Annotated in this window: 12 protein-coding genes and 1 pseudogene; 2 read left to right on the top strand and 11 right to left on the bottom strand. The window is 25.9% G+C overall.

Annotated features, from left to right (window positions below):
• Positions 1-159: 159 nt before the first annotated feature.
• The 8 genes and pseudogenes from EDC42_RS05940 to EDC42_RS05905 all read right to left on the bottom strand — a co-directional run bounded on the left by EDC42_RS05940 (position 160) and on the right by EDC42_RS05905 (position 11447).
• Complete coding sequence (locus tag EDC42_RS05940) at positions 160-1830, bottom strand: DUF262 domain-containing protein (protein WP_069575524.1); 1671 nt, start codon at positions 1828-1830, stop codon at positions 160-162.
• Between the two features lie 58 nt (positions 1831-1888).
• A complete protein-coding gene (gene xerA / locus EDC42_RS05935; protein WP_069575523.1) occupies positions 1889-2884 on the bottom strand; it encodes a site-specific tyrosine recombinase/integron integrase in 996 nt (331 codons plus the stop codon).
• A gap of 219 nt (positions 2885-3103) precedes the next feature.
• Positions 3104-3691 (bottom strand): annotated as a pseudogene (locus EDC42_RS05930) (restriction endonuclease subunit S); the annotation flags it as partial.
• A 141-nt stretch (positions 3692-3832) separates the two neighbouring features.
• The gene (locus tag EDC42_RS05925; protein WP_069575521.1) at positions 3833-4993 is read right to left on the bottom strand and encodes a restriction endonuclease subunit S; all 1161 of its coding nucleotides are present in this window, start codon (positions 4991-4993) and stop codon (positions 3833-3835) included.
• A 120-nt stretch (positions 4994-5113) separates the two neighbouring features.
• A complete protein-coding gene (locus tag EDC42_RS05920; protein WP_069575520.1) occupies positions 5114-6238 on the bottom strand; it encodes a restriction endonuclease subunit S in 1125 nt (374 codons plus the stop codon).
• A gap of 9 nt (positions 6239-6247) precedes the next feature.
• Entirely contained in the window at positions 6248-7792 is a 1545-nt protein-coding gene (locus EDC42_RS05915; protein WP_069575519.1) for a type I restriction-modification system subunit M, read from the bottom strand.
• A gap of 2 nt (positions 7793-7794) precedes the next feature.
• On the bottom strand, positions 7795-8349 hold the full coding sequence (locus tag EDC42_RS05910; RefSeq protein ID WP_069575518.1) for a restriction endonuclease subunit S: 555 nt from the start codon (positions 8347-8349) through the stop codon (positions 7795-7797).
• 374 nt (positions 8350-8723) lie between these two features.
• A complete protein-coding gene (locus EDC42_RS05905; protein WP_123833413.1) occupies positions 8724-11447 on the bottom strand; it encodes a type I restriction endonuclease subunit R in 2724 nt (907 codons plus the stop codon).
• Between the two features lie 181 nt (positions 11448-11628).
• On the opposite strand from EDC42_RS05905, the gene EDC42_RS05900 reads away from it, so the two are divergent.
• The gene (locus tag EDC42_RS05900) at positions 11629-12513 is read left to right on the top strand and encodes a zinc ribbon domain-containing protein (protein WP_069575433.1); all 885 of its coding nucleotides are present in this window, start codon (positions 11629-11631) and stop codon (positions 12511-12513) included.
• 23 nt (positions 12514-12536) lie between these two features.
• Here the strand turns inward: EDC42_RS05900 and EDC42_RS05895 are convergent, their stop codons facing one another.
• Positions 12537-13493, bottom strand: coding sequence for a PLP-dependent cysteine synthase family protein (locus EDC42_RS05895; protein WP_069575432.1), 957 nt, complete (start codon positions 13491-13493; stop codon positions 12537-12539).
• Positions 13494-14098: 605 nt separating this feature from the next.
• On the opposite strand from EDC42_RS05895, the gene EDC42_RS05890 reads away from it, so the two are divergent.
• Positions 14099-14554, top strand: coding sequence for a hypothetical protein (locus EDC42_RS05890; RefSeq protein ID WP_069575431.1), 456 nt, complete (start codon positions 14099-14101; stop codon positions 14552-14554).
• Positions 14555-15192: 638 nt separating this feature from the next.
• Here EDC42_RS05890 and EDC42_RS05885 read toward each other — a convergent pair.
• Both EDC42_RS05885 and EDC42_RS05880 read right to left on the bottom strand, forming a co-directional pair.
• Positions 15193-15801, bottom strand: coding sequence for a zinc-ribbon domain-containing protein (locus tag EDC42_RS05885; protein ID WP_069575430.1), 609 nt, complete (start codon positions 15799-15801; stop codon positions 15193-15195).
• A gap of 67 nt (positions 15802-15868) precedes the next feature.
• On the bottom strand, positions 15869-16726 hold the full coding sequence (locus EDC42_RS05880; protein WP_069575429.1) for a DUF1002 domain-containing protein: 858 nt from the start codon (positions 16724-16726) through the stop codon (positions 15869-15871).
• Positions 16727-16747 lie beyond the last annotated feature (21 nt).

Below are 16747 nucleotides of genomic sequence, written 5' to 3'. Positions count from 1 at the left end.
TCTTTGATTGTTTATCATCAAGAGTTTGTGAAAATCGAACCATATTATCAAACCTTCAGTTAATTAAAATTAACTTACCAATGATTTAAATTATGTTTTTAATTAATATATATAGTAGATGGTTAATTTACAATAATGTCCAAAAAGTATTTTAACATCTTACGGATATGGCCAAATTGTTTTAGCTTTTTCTACAAATCTGTTTGTCCTTAATTTAATTTCATTTTCATTCCAATTATTTAAATCCTGCAAATAAATATTTAATCTAATAGCACTATCTTTAAAACCTCCAGCCATATCTCTTTTTTCATTGAATGACCTATCACTTAACTCCGAATTATACCCTGTTAATGTTAAGTTCCCAATTGTATGCAAATAAGTCTTTTGAATATCTGCCCATTGTTCTCCAAGTTCTAGCTTCCAATCTTGTGAAAGATTTGGATTTTGAGGCATGATATGTTCAATAGTGTAATTTTGAATATTAGTTTTTTCTTTTGAGCCCCAATTTTCAAATTTATCGAATATATAATCCCTATTTTTTGATCTTAAATTGTAAATATCCCTTTGTCTAAAATTGGCTACGAATTCCCTATTGCTCGGCATTCTTTGATAATTTTCTTTTGAACGTAAAATCGCTTTATATGAACTTAAATGACTTGTATTGTCAATTTGAACATACATTCCAGCAAATGTTTTATTTAAAGATGGTGTTGGAATAGAACAAATCAATCTTCTAAGCAAATAACTTTCAGTATATTTAATAATTTCACAGAAATCATCAGTGGACAATTTATTTTCTTTGTAATCCCTATATAAATGAAGCATAAATGGATCAGTTACATCATAACCCAAACTATTTAAACTGTCAAGGGATTCTTTCAGTTTCGGATTCTCCTCAGCACCAAAAGCAATTGAATTGAAATAGAAAGCATATTTGTGGATATCTTTAACTAATTCTTTAACATCAATTTGTGCTGAATATTTTTTAAAATCAGAATAAATATTTCTAAATACAGGAACTTTATCCGTTTTAACTGTCAGATAATCTCTAATGAATTTATCAAAATTCCCCTCATTTTTCTCAAATAAAGTTTCTATTTCATGCCAAAAATCATTATATAATTTTTCTTGTTCTTCCGGAACCAAACCCATTAGAATATAATTTCTAATTAAATCCACCTGAGATAATTCTAAACCAGTAGAGTTTAAACTTTCAAAAATCAATTGAGGATTATCAATATTATGTTCCAATGCAACAAAAATAATTAATAATTTATTTAACCCATTGAAAAGAATTTCTATGTTGTCCGTATTAATCTTCTTTTTGAAAAATTCAAAGTTCTCTTTAATTCTAATAGAATCATTGCTATCAAATGGAATTTCATCACTAGTTTCAAGATAATCAATTATTTTAATTAAAGTTCTTTTATCATCTTGAGTCAAAATAAGTTTATATCTAGTTTCTCCTTTTTCTCTATCATTTAAAAGGTAATAACTAATAAAATTTTCAGGAGACATTACATTATCATTTGGATTTTTAAATAAAAATTCAACAATAGCTGAAATTAATAATGTAATTGTAGTTGCTCTTTGCTGACCATCAATAATCATCAAACTATTAATAGGACTTGCAATGTGGCCTTTTTGATTCATATAAACAATAGATCCGATAAAATGGTTTTGTTCATCACTTTCACCAACTCGCAAAATATCCTCTAAAAGTTGACTACATTCTTTTTCACTCCAACTATATTTTCTTTGATAAATTGGAATTGATAACTGTTGATTTTGACTTAAAAAATATAATAATTGTAATTTTCCAGCATCCATACAAATGTCTCCAAAAAGATAAACTACTTATAAATTATATTTTAATTGTGATATAAATTTATCCAATAAATTTCCTATGGGCTATTTTAACATTGTTCTGATTAACCATTGCATACTGCATTGTTGTATCAATTTGCACATGACCTAGAAGTTTTTGAACTTGTTCAATCGGCATTCCTTTATCTATTGCATTTGTTGCCATAGTTCTTCTAAATTTATGGGGATGTACTTTTTTAATATTAGCCCCATTACCAAGTTCCCTTATTCTCCGCTCAACACCGTTAATTCCCAGCCGTTTAAATGGTTTTTTAAATGACACAAAAAGAGCAGGATTATTATCTTTTCTTGACTCCAAATATTTTAGTAAGTGAATTTTTGTTTTTGCATCAAAGTAAACAATCCTTTCAGAATCACCCTTACCTAATACAACACATTCTCGTTCATTAAATAAAACATCATCAATATTAAGATTAACCAGTTCACCTACACGTATACCAGTTGAAGCTAAAAGTTCAATCATTGCAAGATCCCTAATATTATCACAATTATCCCTTAAAACTTCAAAATGCTCATCACTCAAAACCTCTTTAACAACTTTTTTAGTTTTGATTTTGTGAATTCGACGAACAGGATTTTTTAAAATATAATCTTCATCTTCAAGCCAACTAAAAAAACTTGAAAGGACTCTTCTAATATTATCCACTGTTGTTTTAGATGCTCCATTTACTTTTCTATAATCAGCCAAGTATTTCCTTAAATCATCAGTTGAAATGAATTCAATTTTTTTACTAATAGACTCTAGCATTTTTGCAATAGTTGTGTGATAATAAGTAATGGTCCTTTCAGAACAACCTTCAACATGTTTAGATGCTAAAAAATTCATTAATAAAATAGAATTTTCCTTAGATTCTTTTATAGTAAATTCACTTTCAGTTTCAACCAAATCATAATCTTTAAGAATATTTCTTAAAGTTTCATCCAATATGACTAATTGATTTTCATCCAAATATAATTTCATTTTTGATTTAATTTTGTTAATTATTCTAGTTTTCATGATAAAATTATAACATTACCGTAGATAAATAATAATTTGTTAGAAATTAAAAAACTAAAGAATATTCAATATATTCTTAAAAAATCATATAAAAAGAATTAAAAAGATTTAAAAAAATGTTAAATAATGAAAATTTAAAAATAAAAATTATAAAATTAAATATATAAAAATAGAGAATTGAACAGTGCCCAATCACTTTCTTTATATACAAAAACATATTTATCTTAAGTTTTGTGTGAATATCTGTTGCATTAAATATTTCTTGAAATCTTGATACATTTCATGTTTTTCTTCTAACAAGTCAATTTTATGATTTACTGAAGATAAAAATTTGGTTATTTTATCCTGTTCATTTAGATTAGGAATTGTAATTGGTAATTTTTCCAATAATTCTTTATTATAACTTTGTTGTTTTGTTCCTTGAGTATATTTGATACCATAATGTTCTCCAACTTTTAAATACCAACAATATAAAAATTGAGTACATAATTTATCTTTTTTTGGAATTAATGCCATACAAGATTGGTTTGTTGTAGATTCAATACCTAAAATTGCACAGCTACCTCTTGTTCCTGAAGCTTCTAATCCAGTTATTGCCATTAAAAATGTTCCTGGAGATAATAATTTTAAATTGGCATTATCTTTACCTTCTTTTGTTATTTGTTCAATAGTTGAATTAATGAAATTATAATTCAATTCCCCACTTGAAACCCATGGAATATCTCCATTCCAATATGAATCATTATTCCTTGATGGAGTTTGACCATTAATGAATGATTGGATTACATCTTTCAAAAAATATTGATTCCAATTTTCATTAAATTCGTTAAATCGTAGGTATTAAAAATACAAAAGAGGTTATCAAGTCATCATAAAAATTAAAAGGGGTTTATTGAACAATATAATGAAAATAGGCATTAATTAAACAAAAAACAATCCTAAAATAGTTTAAACAAACATTTGTTGGAGCAGCCCTTTCTTGAATTGTCCCATATGATTAATTCTGTCTTGTATCAAATTGAGTTTATTATCAATATTTGATAAAATACTTGCAATTTCTTGTTGTTCTTCAATTTGAGGAACCAATAGTTTCTCTTTAGAATAATCTTTAAAATATATGTGAGGGATTGTACTTCCAACAACATATTTTCTAAATTCAATGGTATTTAAAAGATAATATGAAAATTCTAAATCCACTCCTTCTTTAGGAGTAAGATATTGCATTGTTCCAACAATGGAAGTATTTGGTTCGCATAAAAAAATTCTTCCAACTCCTGCACCATCTTTAACAATGGATAAATAAGGTTCTGTTTTTTCATAGAAATTGATTAATTTAACAATTCCTGTAGCACCATATAAACCATATTCTCCATGATTTTCTTCTAAATCATTCAAAGATAAACTTGATGAAGAAGATTTTAAAAAATCTTTCAATCTAATATTTTCCCATTCTTTATCAAAATCAAATCTTAAGTTTTGTGTGAATATCTGTTGCATCAAATACTTCTTAAAATCTTGATAATACTGATGTTTTTCTTCTAATAGTTCTATTTTTCTATCTATAGTATTAATAAAACTAACAATTTCTTGTTGTTCTCTTTTAGAAGGGATTTTAACTTCTAATTTTGAAATATTTTTCTTACTGATTCCTAATACAGATATTCCATTTGCAATTACTTTAATTTTTGTTTTGAGAGTATTAGTTGAAAAAAGATCTGCTTTAAATCCATTAACAGTTATATTCTTTTCATCACGAGCTAAAATGGTATGCAATCCTGCTAAAAATTTTTCATCATTGACATTCATAACTTCAATAGCTTTTCCAATATCATCATAATCTTCTGATGCGTCAACAATGATTAAATCACCATCTTGTAAATATTGGTCTTCATTAAACTTAGACAAATCTATATCTTCATTAATGAAAGGAACATCTTTATTATTCTGTAATGAAACAATAGTTGGATATTTTGTGTGAATATCCCCATAATGTATGTTTTTAACATTTCCAAATTCATAGTTCAATTTTTCTCTTGAAAATGAATTTGTGGAATAAAATGTCAATATATCTCCTAATTTATAAGTTTGCCAATTATCTGTAAACTCCATAAATCGTAGTATTAAAAATACAAAAGATGTTATCAAGCCCGTATAAAAATTAAAAGAGGTTTATTGAACAATATAATGAAAATAACCATTAATTAAACAAAAAACAATACAAAAAAATTTCTAAACAAACATTTGTTGGAGTAAACCTTTTTTGAAAAGTTCAAAATTATCTTTTTGATTTGCAATATTAATTATCTTTTCATCTGTTGAATACAATAAATTACTTATTCTTTGTTGTTCAGTTGGAAGAGCTATTTTTACTTTAATATTCTCAATATCTCCTTTTTGAATGTTTGGTAATCCTGATCCAACTCTTAATCTCATTATTTTTGGTTCGATAAATTTTAAATAACTATAAAGATAATATCCATCAACTTTTTCAGCTAAATTATCTAAATAATAACAGTGCCCCCCACTCCAAAATTTTTCTGTATTGAAATTCACATAACCACACGAATTTCCACCCTCACTTATTGTAATTGTGTTTTCAGGAGTATTCCATGCATTTGTGTAACCTGATGGTTCTTTTCCACCATTTAAAACATGAAATATGCCAGTTTCAACCATGTCATCTTTATTTAATTGTTTACCTTTATTAATTTTAGAAATATTTTTTAATTTAACATTATCAAAATCAAATCTTAAGTTTTGTGTGAATATCCGTTGCATTAAATATTTCTTGAAATCTTGATAATATTGAAGTTTGTTTTCTAATAAATCAATTTTTTTGTCCATTAATAATAAAAATTGACTTATTCTCTTTTGTTCATCTAATTTTGGAAATTTAAATTCCAATTTTTTAATAATGTTTGCTGAAAGGTTTCCTTGACCTCCCTGAATGTATTTATGAACAATTTTATCTTTATATTTTAAAAAATAATTGTATTGGAAATAATTATCCATATTATTATCTATTTTTAAGACAGCTTGATTAATAGCACCATCAATTTTTGAAATTGCAACTTCACCACTTGTAGCACCATATAAAGCTAACAATAAATCCCCTTTTTTAATTTTTTTAGCAGATGAATTATTTATTGCAATTTCATTAATATAATGTTCCGTTTTATCCTTACAAATCTCGCCAGATTTAATAAATGGAATATCTCCTTCATAATATTCTCTTTTTGATGTAGAAGGAGTTCCTCCAGAATAAGTTTTACTTATATCACCAATTTTATAAGATTCCCATACATCAGAAAATCCACTAAATCGTAGTTTGGGAACCAATCTTTCTTCACTCATAAAACCAACTCAATCAAAAATTGGTGCTTCGATGCCCAATTCATCACAATATTTCTTAATTTCAGCATCTACTTTTTTCATTTCTTCATTAATCATTTTAAGTTCAGATACTACTTCATTTAAGTCTATTGGTTCTTCTTCTTCAAAAGTATCAACATAACGAGGAATATTTAAATTGAAATCATTTTCACGGATTTCATCAATTGTTGCTTTATGAGAATATTTATCAATTTCTTCACGATTTGCATAAGTATTTACAATTTTTTCAATATCTTCTGATCTGAGTTTATTTTGATTTTTGACTTTTTCAAAGTCATTACTTGCATCAATGAATAATACCTCTTGATCTTCTTCACGACATTTTTTAAATACTAAAATTACAGTGGGTATACTTGTTCCATAAAATATATTAGCTGGAAGACCTATTACAGCATCTAAATAATTTTTCTCATCAATTAAATATTTACGTATTGTTCCTTCTGCAGCACCTCTAAATAATACTCCATGAGGTAAAACAATCGCCATTGTTCCATTTTCTTCTAAATGATAAATCATGTGTTGTACAAATGCATAATCGGCCTTTGATTTAGGTGCAAGTTTACCATATGCAGAAAATCTTTCATCATCTAAAAATGATTTGTCACCTGACCATTTTGCAGAAAATGGTGGATTCGCTACTATTGCATCAAAATTCATATCAATATGTTGAGGATATTTTAATGAATCTCCTTGCTTAATATCAAAATCAACATATTTAACACCATGAAGAATCATATTCATTCTAGCTAAGTTATAAGTGGTTTGATTTAATTCCTGACCACAGAAATCACCAACTTCAACTTCTTTAGCAACTCTCAAAAGTAACGAACCTGAACCACAAGTAGGATCATAAACATTTCTAAGTTTCTTTTTACCAAGTGTGACTATTTTAGCAAGTATTTTTGAAACTTCTTGAGGAGTATAAAACTCTCCTGCTTTTTTACCTGCACTTGATGCAAATTGACTTATTAAATATTCATATGCATCACCTAATATATCTGATTCATCATCTCCTAATTTAAAATCAATATCATTAAGATTTAATAAAATTTTTGAAATTAATTTATTTTTATCATCATCAGATTTTCCAAGTTTTGAAGAATTCAAATCTACATCTTCAAAAAGATTACTAAAATCATCTTGACTATCAGTACCAATAGAAGAATTACTAATATAATTTAATGATTTAATTAAATCTTCTAAAATAAAATCATTAACTTTTGCTTTTTCAATAACTGTACTAAAAAGATATTGTGGTTCTAAGAAGTAGCCTAAAGAAGAAATTCCTTCATCCATTAAATCATCTTTATATTCTTCATCATCCCAAGCTTCAGTGAAAGATAATTCATCTTCTTTTAATTCTTCATTCATGTGTAATTCTAATTTTTCAGACAAATATCTATAGAAAATAAATCCAAGAATATAATTTTTGAATTCATTTGCATCCATATTTCCTCTTAATTCATCGGCAATTGCCCAAAGTTTACTTTCTAAATTATTTTGATAATCTGACATCTTTATTCACCTTTTAATTGTGTTTGAATTAAATATTCTTTAATTTTTTCATTGCAACTTTTTTTATAATTTAACAATTTACATTTTTTATCAATTAAATCTAAAAATTTACCATAATCATTTTGTTTTTCAAAATTTGGAATATTAATTTTCATTTTTTTTAAATCAGCAACTTTAATAACTCTTAAAGTACCACCTTCAAGAAGAACATGTAATTTATTATGGAACAAATCACTATTCATTAAATGATATATAAATGAAGAATCATATCCCTCATTTAATCGAATAATTGCAAAATACATTGGAATAATAAATCCTTCTTTTTGTAATAAACTAACTGTATTAGGTTGTGAAAGAGAAATTATAATATCTCCTTTTTTTGAATAATATTTTTTATTTATATTTTTAGAAATATTTTCATAATGATAATCTAAAATTTCATCTTCAACAAATTTATTTTTAATAACTGGAAATTTATTCTCATTTAAATCAATGAATCTAGATATTTGTACTCCTGAAAATACTTCTGCAATATCTTCTAATTTTTTTACTATCATTTATACAAAACCTCCACATAAAAGTTTACAGTCATCTACAATAATTCCATGTATCTGTTTTGAATTTCCAACGATACTAAACTAACTATCACAATACAATAAATAATCACCAATAATAAAAAAATAATGAAAATCACCACATATCTAGAACTGAAAAATTTTTTATTGTAAATGAAACCTAATCTAATAGTTCTTGATAAATGTAATTTTATATTCTCAAAACTTTTTCATTTGAAATCAATCAAAATTATTTATTCATGTGTACTCGATACCAACATGCATGTAATTAATCACTAATGACAAATAAATATTTTAGAATAATTGTATATAAACATTTCGTTTTTTTAAGTAATTAATCATTAATGACAAAAAAATTAATAATCAAATTTTTCAAATAATTCAAATATTTTAAATTTAATTGTATTAACCTTAGCTTTACGCTCTTTAAATTTCAATTTTTCAACCAATGATTGTTTAATTAACTCTTCATCAATTTTACCAGAAAATTCAAAATATTCAAAAATTTGACGAGCCACATCTTCATTTAAATTTTCTTCATCAACAATTTCGCACATTGCTTGTTTTCTTTCATGTTTCATAAACTTATCAAATTCTTCATTAATATTTGTAACTTTACTATCAATATTGCCTAATTTTTCATTTATGAATTTCTCAATTAAATCAATTTTGCTACGTAAATTCTCGTGTTCTTTCATGAGGCTAATAATACGTTGTTTATCATGCTTGAAACTAGTACTATTCTTATCTAAATCAGCTAATAAATTCAATATATAATCCACATTAATTTGATCATTCCTAAGAAGTTCAAGTTCAAAATCAATATCTCCTAAAACAGATTCACCATCCTCATTATCCTTTTTAAATTCATCATAAATATCTAAATAAGCACTTTTAAAATCATTGAACTCCTGTTCATCAATTTTAACATCATCCCAATTAAATTCTGTGAAAATATCTAATTTGTTTTTATTTCTAATTAAATCTCTAAAAATTAATACAAATTTTTTCTTATCATTTTCACTTTGAAGATCCAATGCTTCTGTAGCAGTTTTAACAAGTTTAAATAATCTTTTAAGATCTTCATTAAACCATTTAACAAATGTTTCATAAGGAGGTAGAATAATATCTTCAATTGCGTTAGGATCAGAGAATAATGCAATAGCTTCATCAACATTATCTTTCAAATTAGTAAAACAAACAATATTTCCCTGTGATTTTCTTTTATTAACAATACGATTGGTTCTAGAAAATGCTTGAAGTAAACCATGATATTGTAAATTTTTATCTACATACAGAGTATTTAATAATTTACTATCAAATCCTGTTAAAAACATGTCAACAACTAATAACAAATCTATTTCCCTATTTTTCATTCTTTTAGAAACATCTGCATGATACTGTTTAAAATCATCACTTGTAAAATTAGTTTCAAACATTTTATTATAATCTAAGATATATTTGTCCAATAAATCTTGTGAGTGCTCATTTTCACTTAAATCTTCATTAGCTTTAAATGTGAATATTGTAACTATTTTTAAATCATGCTTTTTCTTTTTAAATAACTCATAATAATTATGTATCACTCCACCGCGAGAAACTGTAAACATTGCATTAAATTCTCTATTTCTAGTTTTACTATCATAACTTTCAATAATATAATCTACAATTTGATTTAAACGGTTATCTGATTCCAAATACTCCTTAGTGTTAATTTTTTTAACTTCTTTATCAATATCAGTATGTGATTTAGCACCACCTACATAATCAACAGAAAAACCTAAAACATTATTATCTGCAATAGCATCTTTAATCACATATTCGTGAAGTTTTTTACCAAAAATATCTTTTGTTGTTCTTGTTCCATCAGAATTTTTAGCAAAAATTGGAGTTCCTGTAAAACCAAATGATAATGAATTTGAGAAAAATTCTGTAATTACATTATGCATTTCACCAAATTGACTTCTATGACATTCATCAAAAATTAAGATAATTTTTTTATCTTTAATTTTCTGAAGTTTAACTTTATCACCCGCTGTTTTAACTGCTTTTGATAATTTTTGAATAGTGGTAGTTACTAATTTACCTTTACCTTCCGTTGTTAAGTTTTTGATTAAAGCACCAGTATGTTTTGTTGTATTAACACAACCATCACAGAAACTATTGAATTCTTTATTCGTTTGAATATCTAAATCACGTCTATCAACAACGAAAATGACTTTATATATTGATTCATCTTCTGCAAGCAATTGACTTACTTTATATGAAGTAAGTGTTTTTCCACTACCAGTTGTATGCCAAACATAACCATTTTGTTTAATATCTAAAGCTTGATGAATTACAGCTTCAACAGCATATTTTTGATAAGCTCTTAAAATCATTAATCTTTTTGAAGATTCATTTAGAACCATATATTTTGAAATCATTTTTGCAAGATTACATTTTTCTAAAAATGTATTAGCAAAATCATCTAATGAAAGGATGTTATTATTTTTTTCATCTTTCCAATAAAATGTAAACTCAAATTGAAGGTCGTTTTTTAATCCATTAGCAAAATATTTTGTATTAATTCCATTACTTACAACAAATATTTGAATATAATTGAAAAGACCTTTATATGAATGTAATGTATACCTAGTGATTTGGTCAAACGCTTCTTTTAAAGGCATACCTCTTCTCTTAAGTTCTATTTGAACTAATGGAAAACCATTAATTAATAAAGTTACATCATATCTATTTTTATGTTTACTTTCCATAGTTATTTGATTTGATACTTGAAAAATATTTTTACACCAATCTTTTTGATTTAAAAATTTAATATAAAATGGATTGTCTTTTCTATCAATATAATAATGATCTCTTAATTTTTTTGCTTTATCGAAAATCGAACCTTCATCTAAAAATAATAAAACTTTATTAAATTCTTCATCAGTTAATTTACATTTATTTAGTTTATCTAACTGAACTCTAAAATTAGCTAATAAATCATTTTCATTTCTAATTTTAACAAATTCATATCCATTTTCAGATAATCTTTTTATTAAATTATTTTCTAAAACTGCTTCACTTTGAGTTGACATAAAATTACCTTAATATTAATATTAATTCAAAACTACAACATCAATATTGGATTGATTTAATAATAATTTTATACCAAGTAATATATTAAACTTTTAATTACAATCCATTAAAATCATAGCCATCATCATAAAATATTTTATTATTAAAAAATTAATTAAATATTATACAAGGAGGAATTTCATGGTTCAGTATTGTAGAAAATGCGGAAAAGAATTAGAAGATGATGCTGAATTCTGTGATGGATGTGGTTTTAATCTTAATAATCATCCTACAGAAGATAAGCAAGAATTGAATAAAAAAATTAAACAAACATCTCAAAAAGATAAAAATGATTTTATAACCAAATTACCCCTATCTTTAGCAATAATCAGCATAATTGTAGTTATTGCTGAAGGATTAGGAACCCCTATGATTATGGGTTGGGACAATATTATGCTTGCAATTGCTATAGGAATTATTGGGGGAATAATTGGAATAATTTTAATGGAAAAAATAGATGAACCTCTAATAGCTTCTGTTGAATTTATTGCAACTGGAGCTCTAGTTTACTCATTTATTGGTCGTTTTGGTGACATATCCCTTATAATATTTATTATAACCGCAATTTTAACATTATACTTTAAAGGTCATAGTGCTAATAATAAAAAACTATGGACAATCCCAATTTTAACTATAGTTTTATTATTTGTATTATTAATAGCTAGTGGAGCATTATATCAGATAAATGCTGAAAATTCAGTAATTGTAGGTAATTTAAGCCAAAATATAACAAATGATGGTTATGGATACTATAATGGTTATGTAACTGGAGACATTAAAGTAGATTCTAGTTTTGATTATTTATGTGTTAATGTTAACTTCCTTGACAACAACGGAAAAGTAATTGATTCAACTATAGGTTGGAATGATTTGAATCCTCAGAGTGGAAAAACATATAAAATTTCTGCTTGGTATTTCGAACAACAAGCACCAGAAAAAGCAGAAATAAGTGTTGTTGATTCTGCAGATTCAACAACACCATTATATACAGAGAATATAACAATTTCAACATCAAGTGGAGTTTAGATACTTCACTTAACTTAATTTTTTTAAATTACTTCAAAATTAATCAGTTTAATTTTATTGGAAATCAGATTGGGATCATCATCAATTTCCTCGGACAGTTTAGTGGTAATGTACTTTTTATTGTCATCTGCAAAGACAGTAGCTATTTTAATATCACTAGTATTAATTAAAACACCAGCCAAGAAATTTGCACCACTAGAGATGCCGATGCCTAAACCAAATTCTTTAGCAATTCTTTTAGACATGTTAATTGCATCCAAATCATCAATTAGTACAATATCATCAATCAGATTCTTATCAACAATTCCCGGAATAAAATCATCACCAATTCCTTCAATCATATGAGTTCCTTCTTCCATTCCCATTTTAAGAATAGAAAGTGTGCTTGGTTCCAGTGCATATAATTTAAAATCAGGATTGTTTTCTTTTAACTTTTTGCCTATTCCCATAAGGGTTCCTCCAGTTCCAATACCACTAACAAAAGCATCTATATCCGGAATCTCATCAATAATTTCCTGACCGGTGATGTATTGAGCTTCTATATTTAATTTATTATCAAATTGGAGTGGCATATATGCGTCATGTTTTATAGCAAATTCCTCTGCAAGCTCAAGAGCTCTTTTAAATCCACCTTCCTCTTTGGATACTAAATGAACATGAGCGCCATACATCCGGATAAGTTTTCTTCTCTCAAGAGACACCCAATCCGGCATGAAAATATGAACTTCATGACCGAAAAGAGCACCGATAGCGCTAAATGCAATACCAGTGTTTCCACTTGTAACTTCCACAACAGCTTGTCCTTCTTTCAAGTTGCCATTTTTTCTTTCTGTTTCAATAATATATAATGCAATTCTATCTTTTATACTTCCGGAGTAATTGTAGAATTCGAGTTTAGAATATATGCTCCCTGATTTTCCGCCATATTCATAGTTAATTTTTATCATTGGAGTATTTCCAACCAACTTTCCAAGATTCATAATAGTCAATCCAATAAAATAATACAATATTAATAATTATGTATCTTGATTTAAAATAGTTTTTTAAAAAATTTGGCTATTATGAAATCCAAAATCAAAAAAGGATATTATTATTTCAATAGCAAAAAGAAGAATTTGAAACAATACATGGACAAACATCTGCTAAGCATCTTTAAAATACTTGAATTAGTCTTTGAGTTTTTTGGAGTATGGTGCTTCTGCTACAGTTTTCTCGATTGAATCCTCTTTTATTGCCTATAAAAATTTTTTGCGAAAGCAAAAATTCGGATGTGAACTAAAATAAACACATACATGTCAAAATGAAAAATAAAGAAATTAAAAAACGTATTTAGTGATAAATTTCGATATTTTGACATGGTTTTCAACAGAGCTATTCTTTTCATCTGAAATAATGAATGAATAAAAAATGCATCAATAAAACATAATACACTTAACTGTTTATTTAATTATAAAATCATCTATACAATAATTATCAATATATGAAGTTAATAGTAAAATTTTCATTTAAAGTATCAAACTATATATAATACTAAAAATATAATTAAAATTACATCTATTTAATTTGCAGTTAAAATGGTGATATTATGAAAGTTAGAAAAATTTTAGTCATGTTACTAATTTTAGTAACTTTAGGTTTTACATTAAATGCAGTAGTAGCAAGCAGTCCAGATCCTATCAAATTAGGAGACATCAAAAATGATGACTTGGTAATTACAGAAGTCGGTCAGAATAAACTGAATTTTGAATATTCCGTTGAAGTAGACATTTCTGATTTATCTAGTGAGGATAAAAAATTATTTGAAAAAGCATTAAATAATAACAATACCTCATTTATTCTTAATTTAACATCTTCAACACCAACGAAAATTGCAATAACTATGCATAGTTTACCTAAAAAAGCTGAAATTATAGGCAATACATTATATATTAAAAATAACAATATGTTTCGCTTAATTAATGGTATACAACTAGATAATTTAAAGATATCTGCAGTATCTTTCAATACAACTAGTGGCCAATTATTTATTGCTAGAAAATAAAGAAAAGTGTTTTAAATCCATTGACAACAATGGATTTATTTTAATTTTTAATCAATGTGCAAATTATTTGTAATGAATTAAATTTTAAATAATTCAACTGAAAGTATTCAAAATATTGGAAATTAAATCACCATTACTATTTTAAAAAATATATTGGAGTAAAAAATTACTCCTCTACAACTGCAATATTATCAACAATATCTGTTATTTCTAGAATACAAATAAACAATTGTATTGTTTTTAAATATATAATTCACTTATACCATATGTATTTCATTTACATAAGCAATATACTTAAATTCATATATAATTTACATTTTCAATGTACTTTCAAAATTTAAGTGAAATAAATATTAGTAATCTTTTTTATTTTAATAATTTGTATTATTTTTATAATTTAAAGCTATTAATCCATTATTTTGAAAAAATTAAATGAATAATCAAAATTAGTTATTACACAAGTTTTTTAAATATTCATTCGTTGCAACGAATAATGATATATAAATAATTATTCGATAAAAATTATAATGAAAAAAATGAAATGAGAATAATTAATCATTTTATCTTTAAGACATATGATAATAATGTGTTTTTTTAATCTGATTAGCCTAAAGTTAAAGAAAAAAGAGAAAAGAATATTAAATATTCTTCTTTAAAAAGTATCCTAAATATACACCAATATAAGATGCCACAGGAATTAAAAGAATAAATAATACTAATTTAAAAATAAAACTCAAATCAACAGACTGAGCGTAACTTGAAGTTGAAGTTTGAGATATTGAGTTTGATGAGCCAAATGGAGCAATAGAACTTAAAATTGAAATTACTCCCATTAGAAATGTAAATATTAATCCAATTCCACATAGAACAACTGAAAAAATACTTCCCAAATATATTGAGAAATTCGGAATAATATAAGATTCATCCATACATCCGAAGTATCCAACAAATATGCCACCGAAGAATACTGAAAATACAATAACTAATAAAAGATATGTAACAAGATCAATTGAACCGTTAGCCATGAAAGATGACCATACTACTGAACCAATGAATAAAAATACGCCAAAAATAATAAACGAGAATATGATAACTGAAAAACTTGTTTTTTCATTTAAATTGTCGAAAAAACCTTTAGAACTATTTTTTATAATTTTATTTGATAATTTATGACCGCATTCAGTGCAAAATTCAATATCCTCATCATCAATATCATTTCCACATTTTGGGCAATGTTTAACAACCATTAATAACACCTTGTTATTAATTTAGTATTAACATAATAAATAGATTTTGTTAAAAAAAATTTAGGAATTAAATCCCATCAGTAAAGGATTTAATCCAGTCAAATAAACCATCTAATGAAAAACCTCCTGTGGAGTTATCGTCTAGAAATTCGTTTACCTGAGTTTTGTAGTAGTTTACATCACCTTGTACGTTCTGTACTTGTTCAATTGAATCTGCTAAGTTTTCAATATCATTATTTGTAATGTTAATGTTATTGTTTTCAACATGACTGTTAATAATATTTACAATTTCATCATGGTTAGTAACATTGCCGCCTGATACTTCATCTTTTACCTGATTTACCAGATTGGATAAATCATCAGCATTTACACCTGAATTATTTACAATTTCAGCTTGGGTGTAAATTTCATCATTTGCTGCTTCTTTTACAGAGTCTGGAATTTGAACATCAGTTACTTCCTCATAAGAATTCATAATTCCTGCAAGAGCAGATTCACCAGTTGCCTGAACAGGACTTGTCACATACACATGCCCACTTGTAATTCCAGCAGATTTTAAAGCTGAAATGTACATATCACCGGTAATTGTAGTAATTTTGGATTTATCAACACTTACCTTTAAATTTCCATTATCATTTAAATCAACAAGTGCTGAAGACAGTATTTGATTTGAATTATATGATTTACCAGTGATTCCGCTTGATACTTGATTCACCTGATCAGCAGTGATTGTTTTAACACCTACATTGTTTATATCAACATTTGCCTGGTTAACAAAAAAATTGTCAACAAAAGATTTGTAATTTGAATTTGAATAGGTAGTCTCCCCATAGGTTATTACGACATTTGAATCTGTTGCAAATCCGGTTGGAATTAGCATACCAACGAGGATTAACAGTAATACGAGTATTGAAATCTTACGCATATTTTATCACCTCTTAAATTC

This window comes from Methanobrevibacter gottschalkii DSM 11977 (assembly GCF_003814835.1).
Lineage (GTDB): Archaea > Methanobacteriota > Methanobacteria > Methanobacteriales > Methanobacteriaceae > Methanocatella > Methanocatella gottschalkii.
Note: the sequence above shows the minus strand (reverse complement) of the source record. Positions and strands in the feature narration are given on the sequence as shown.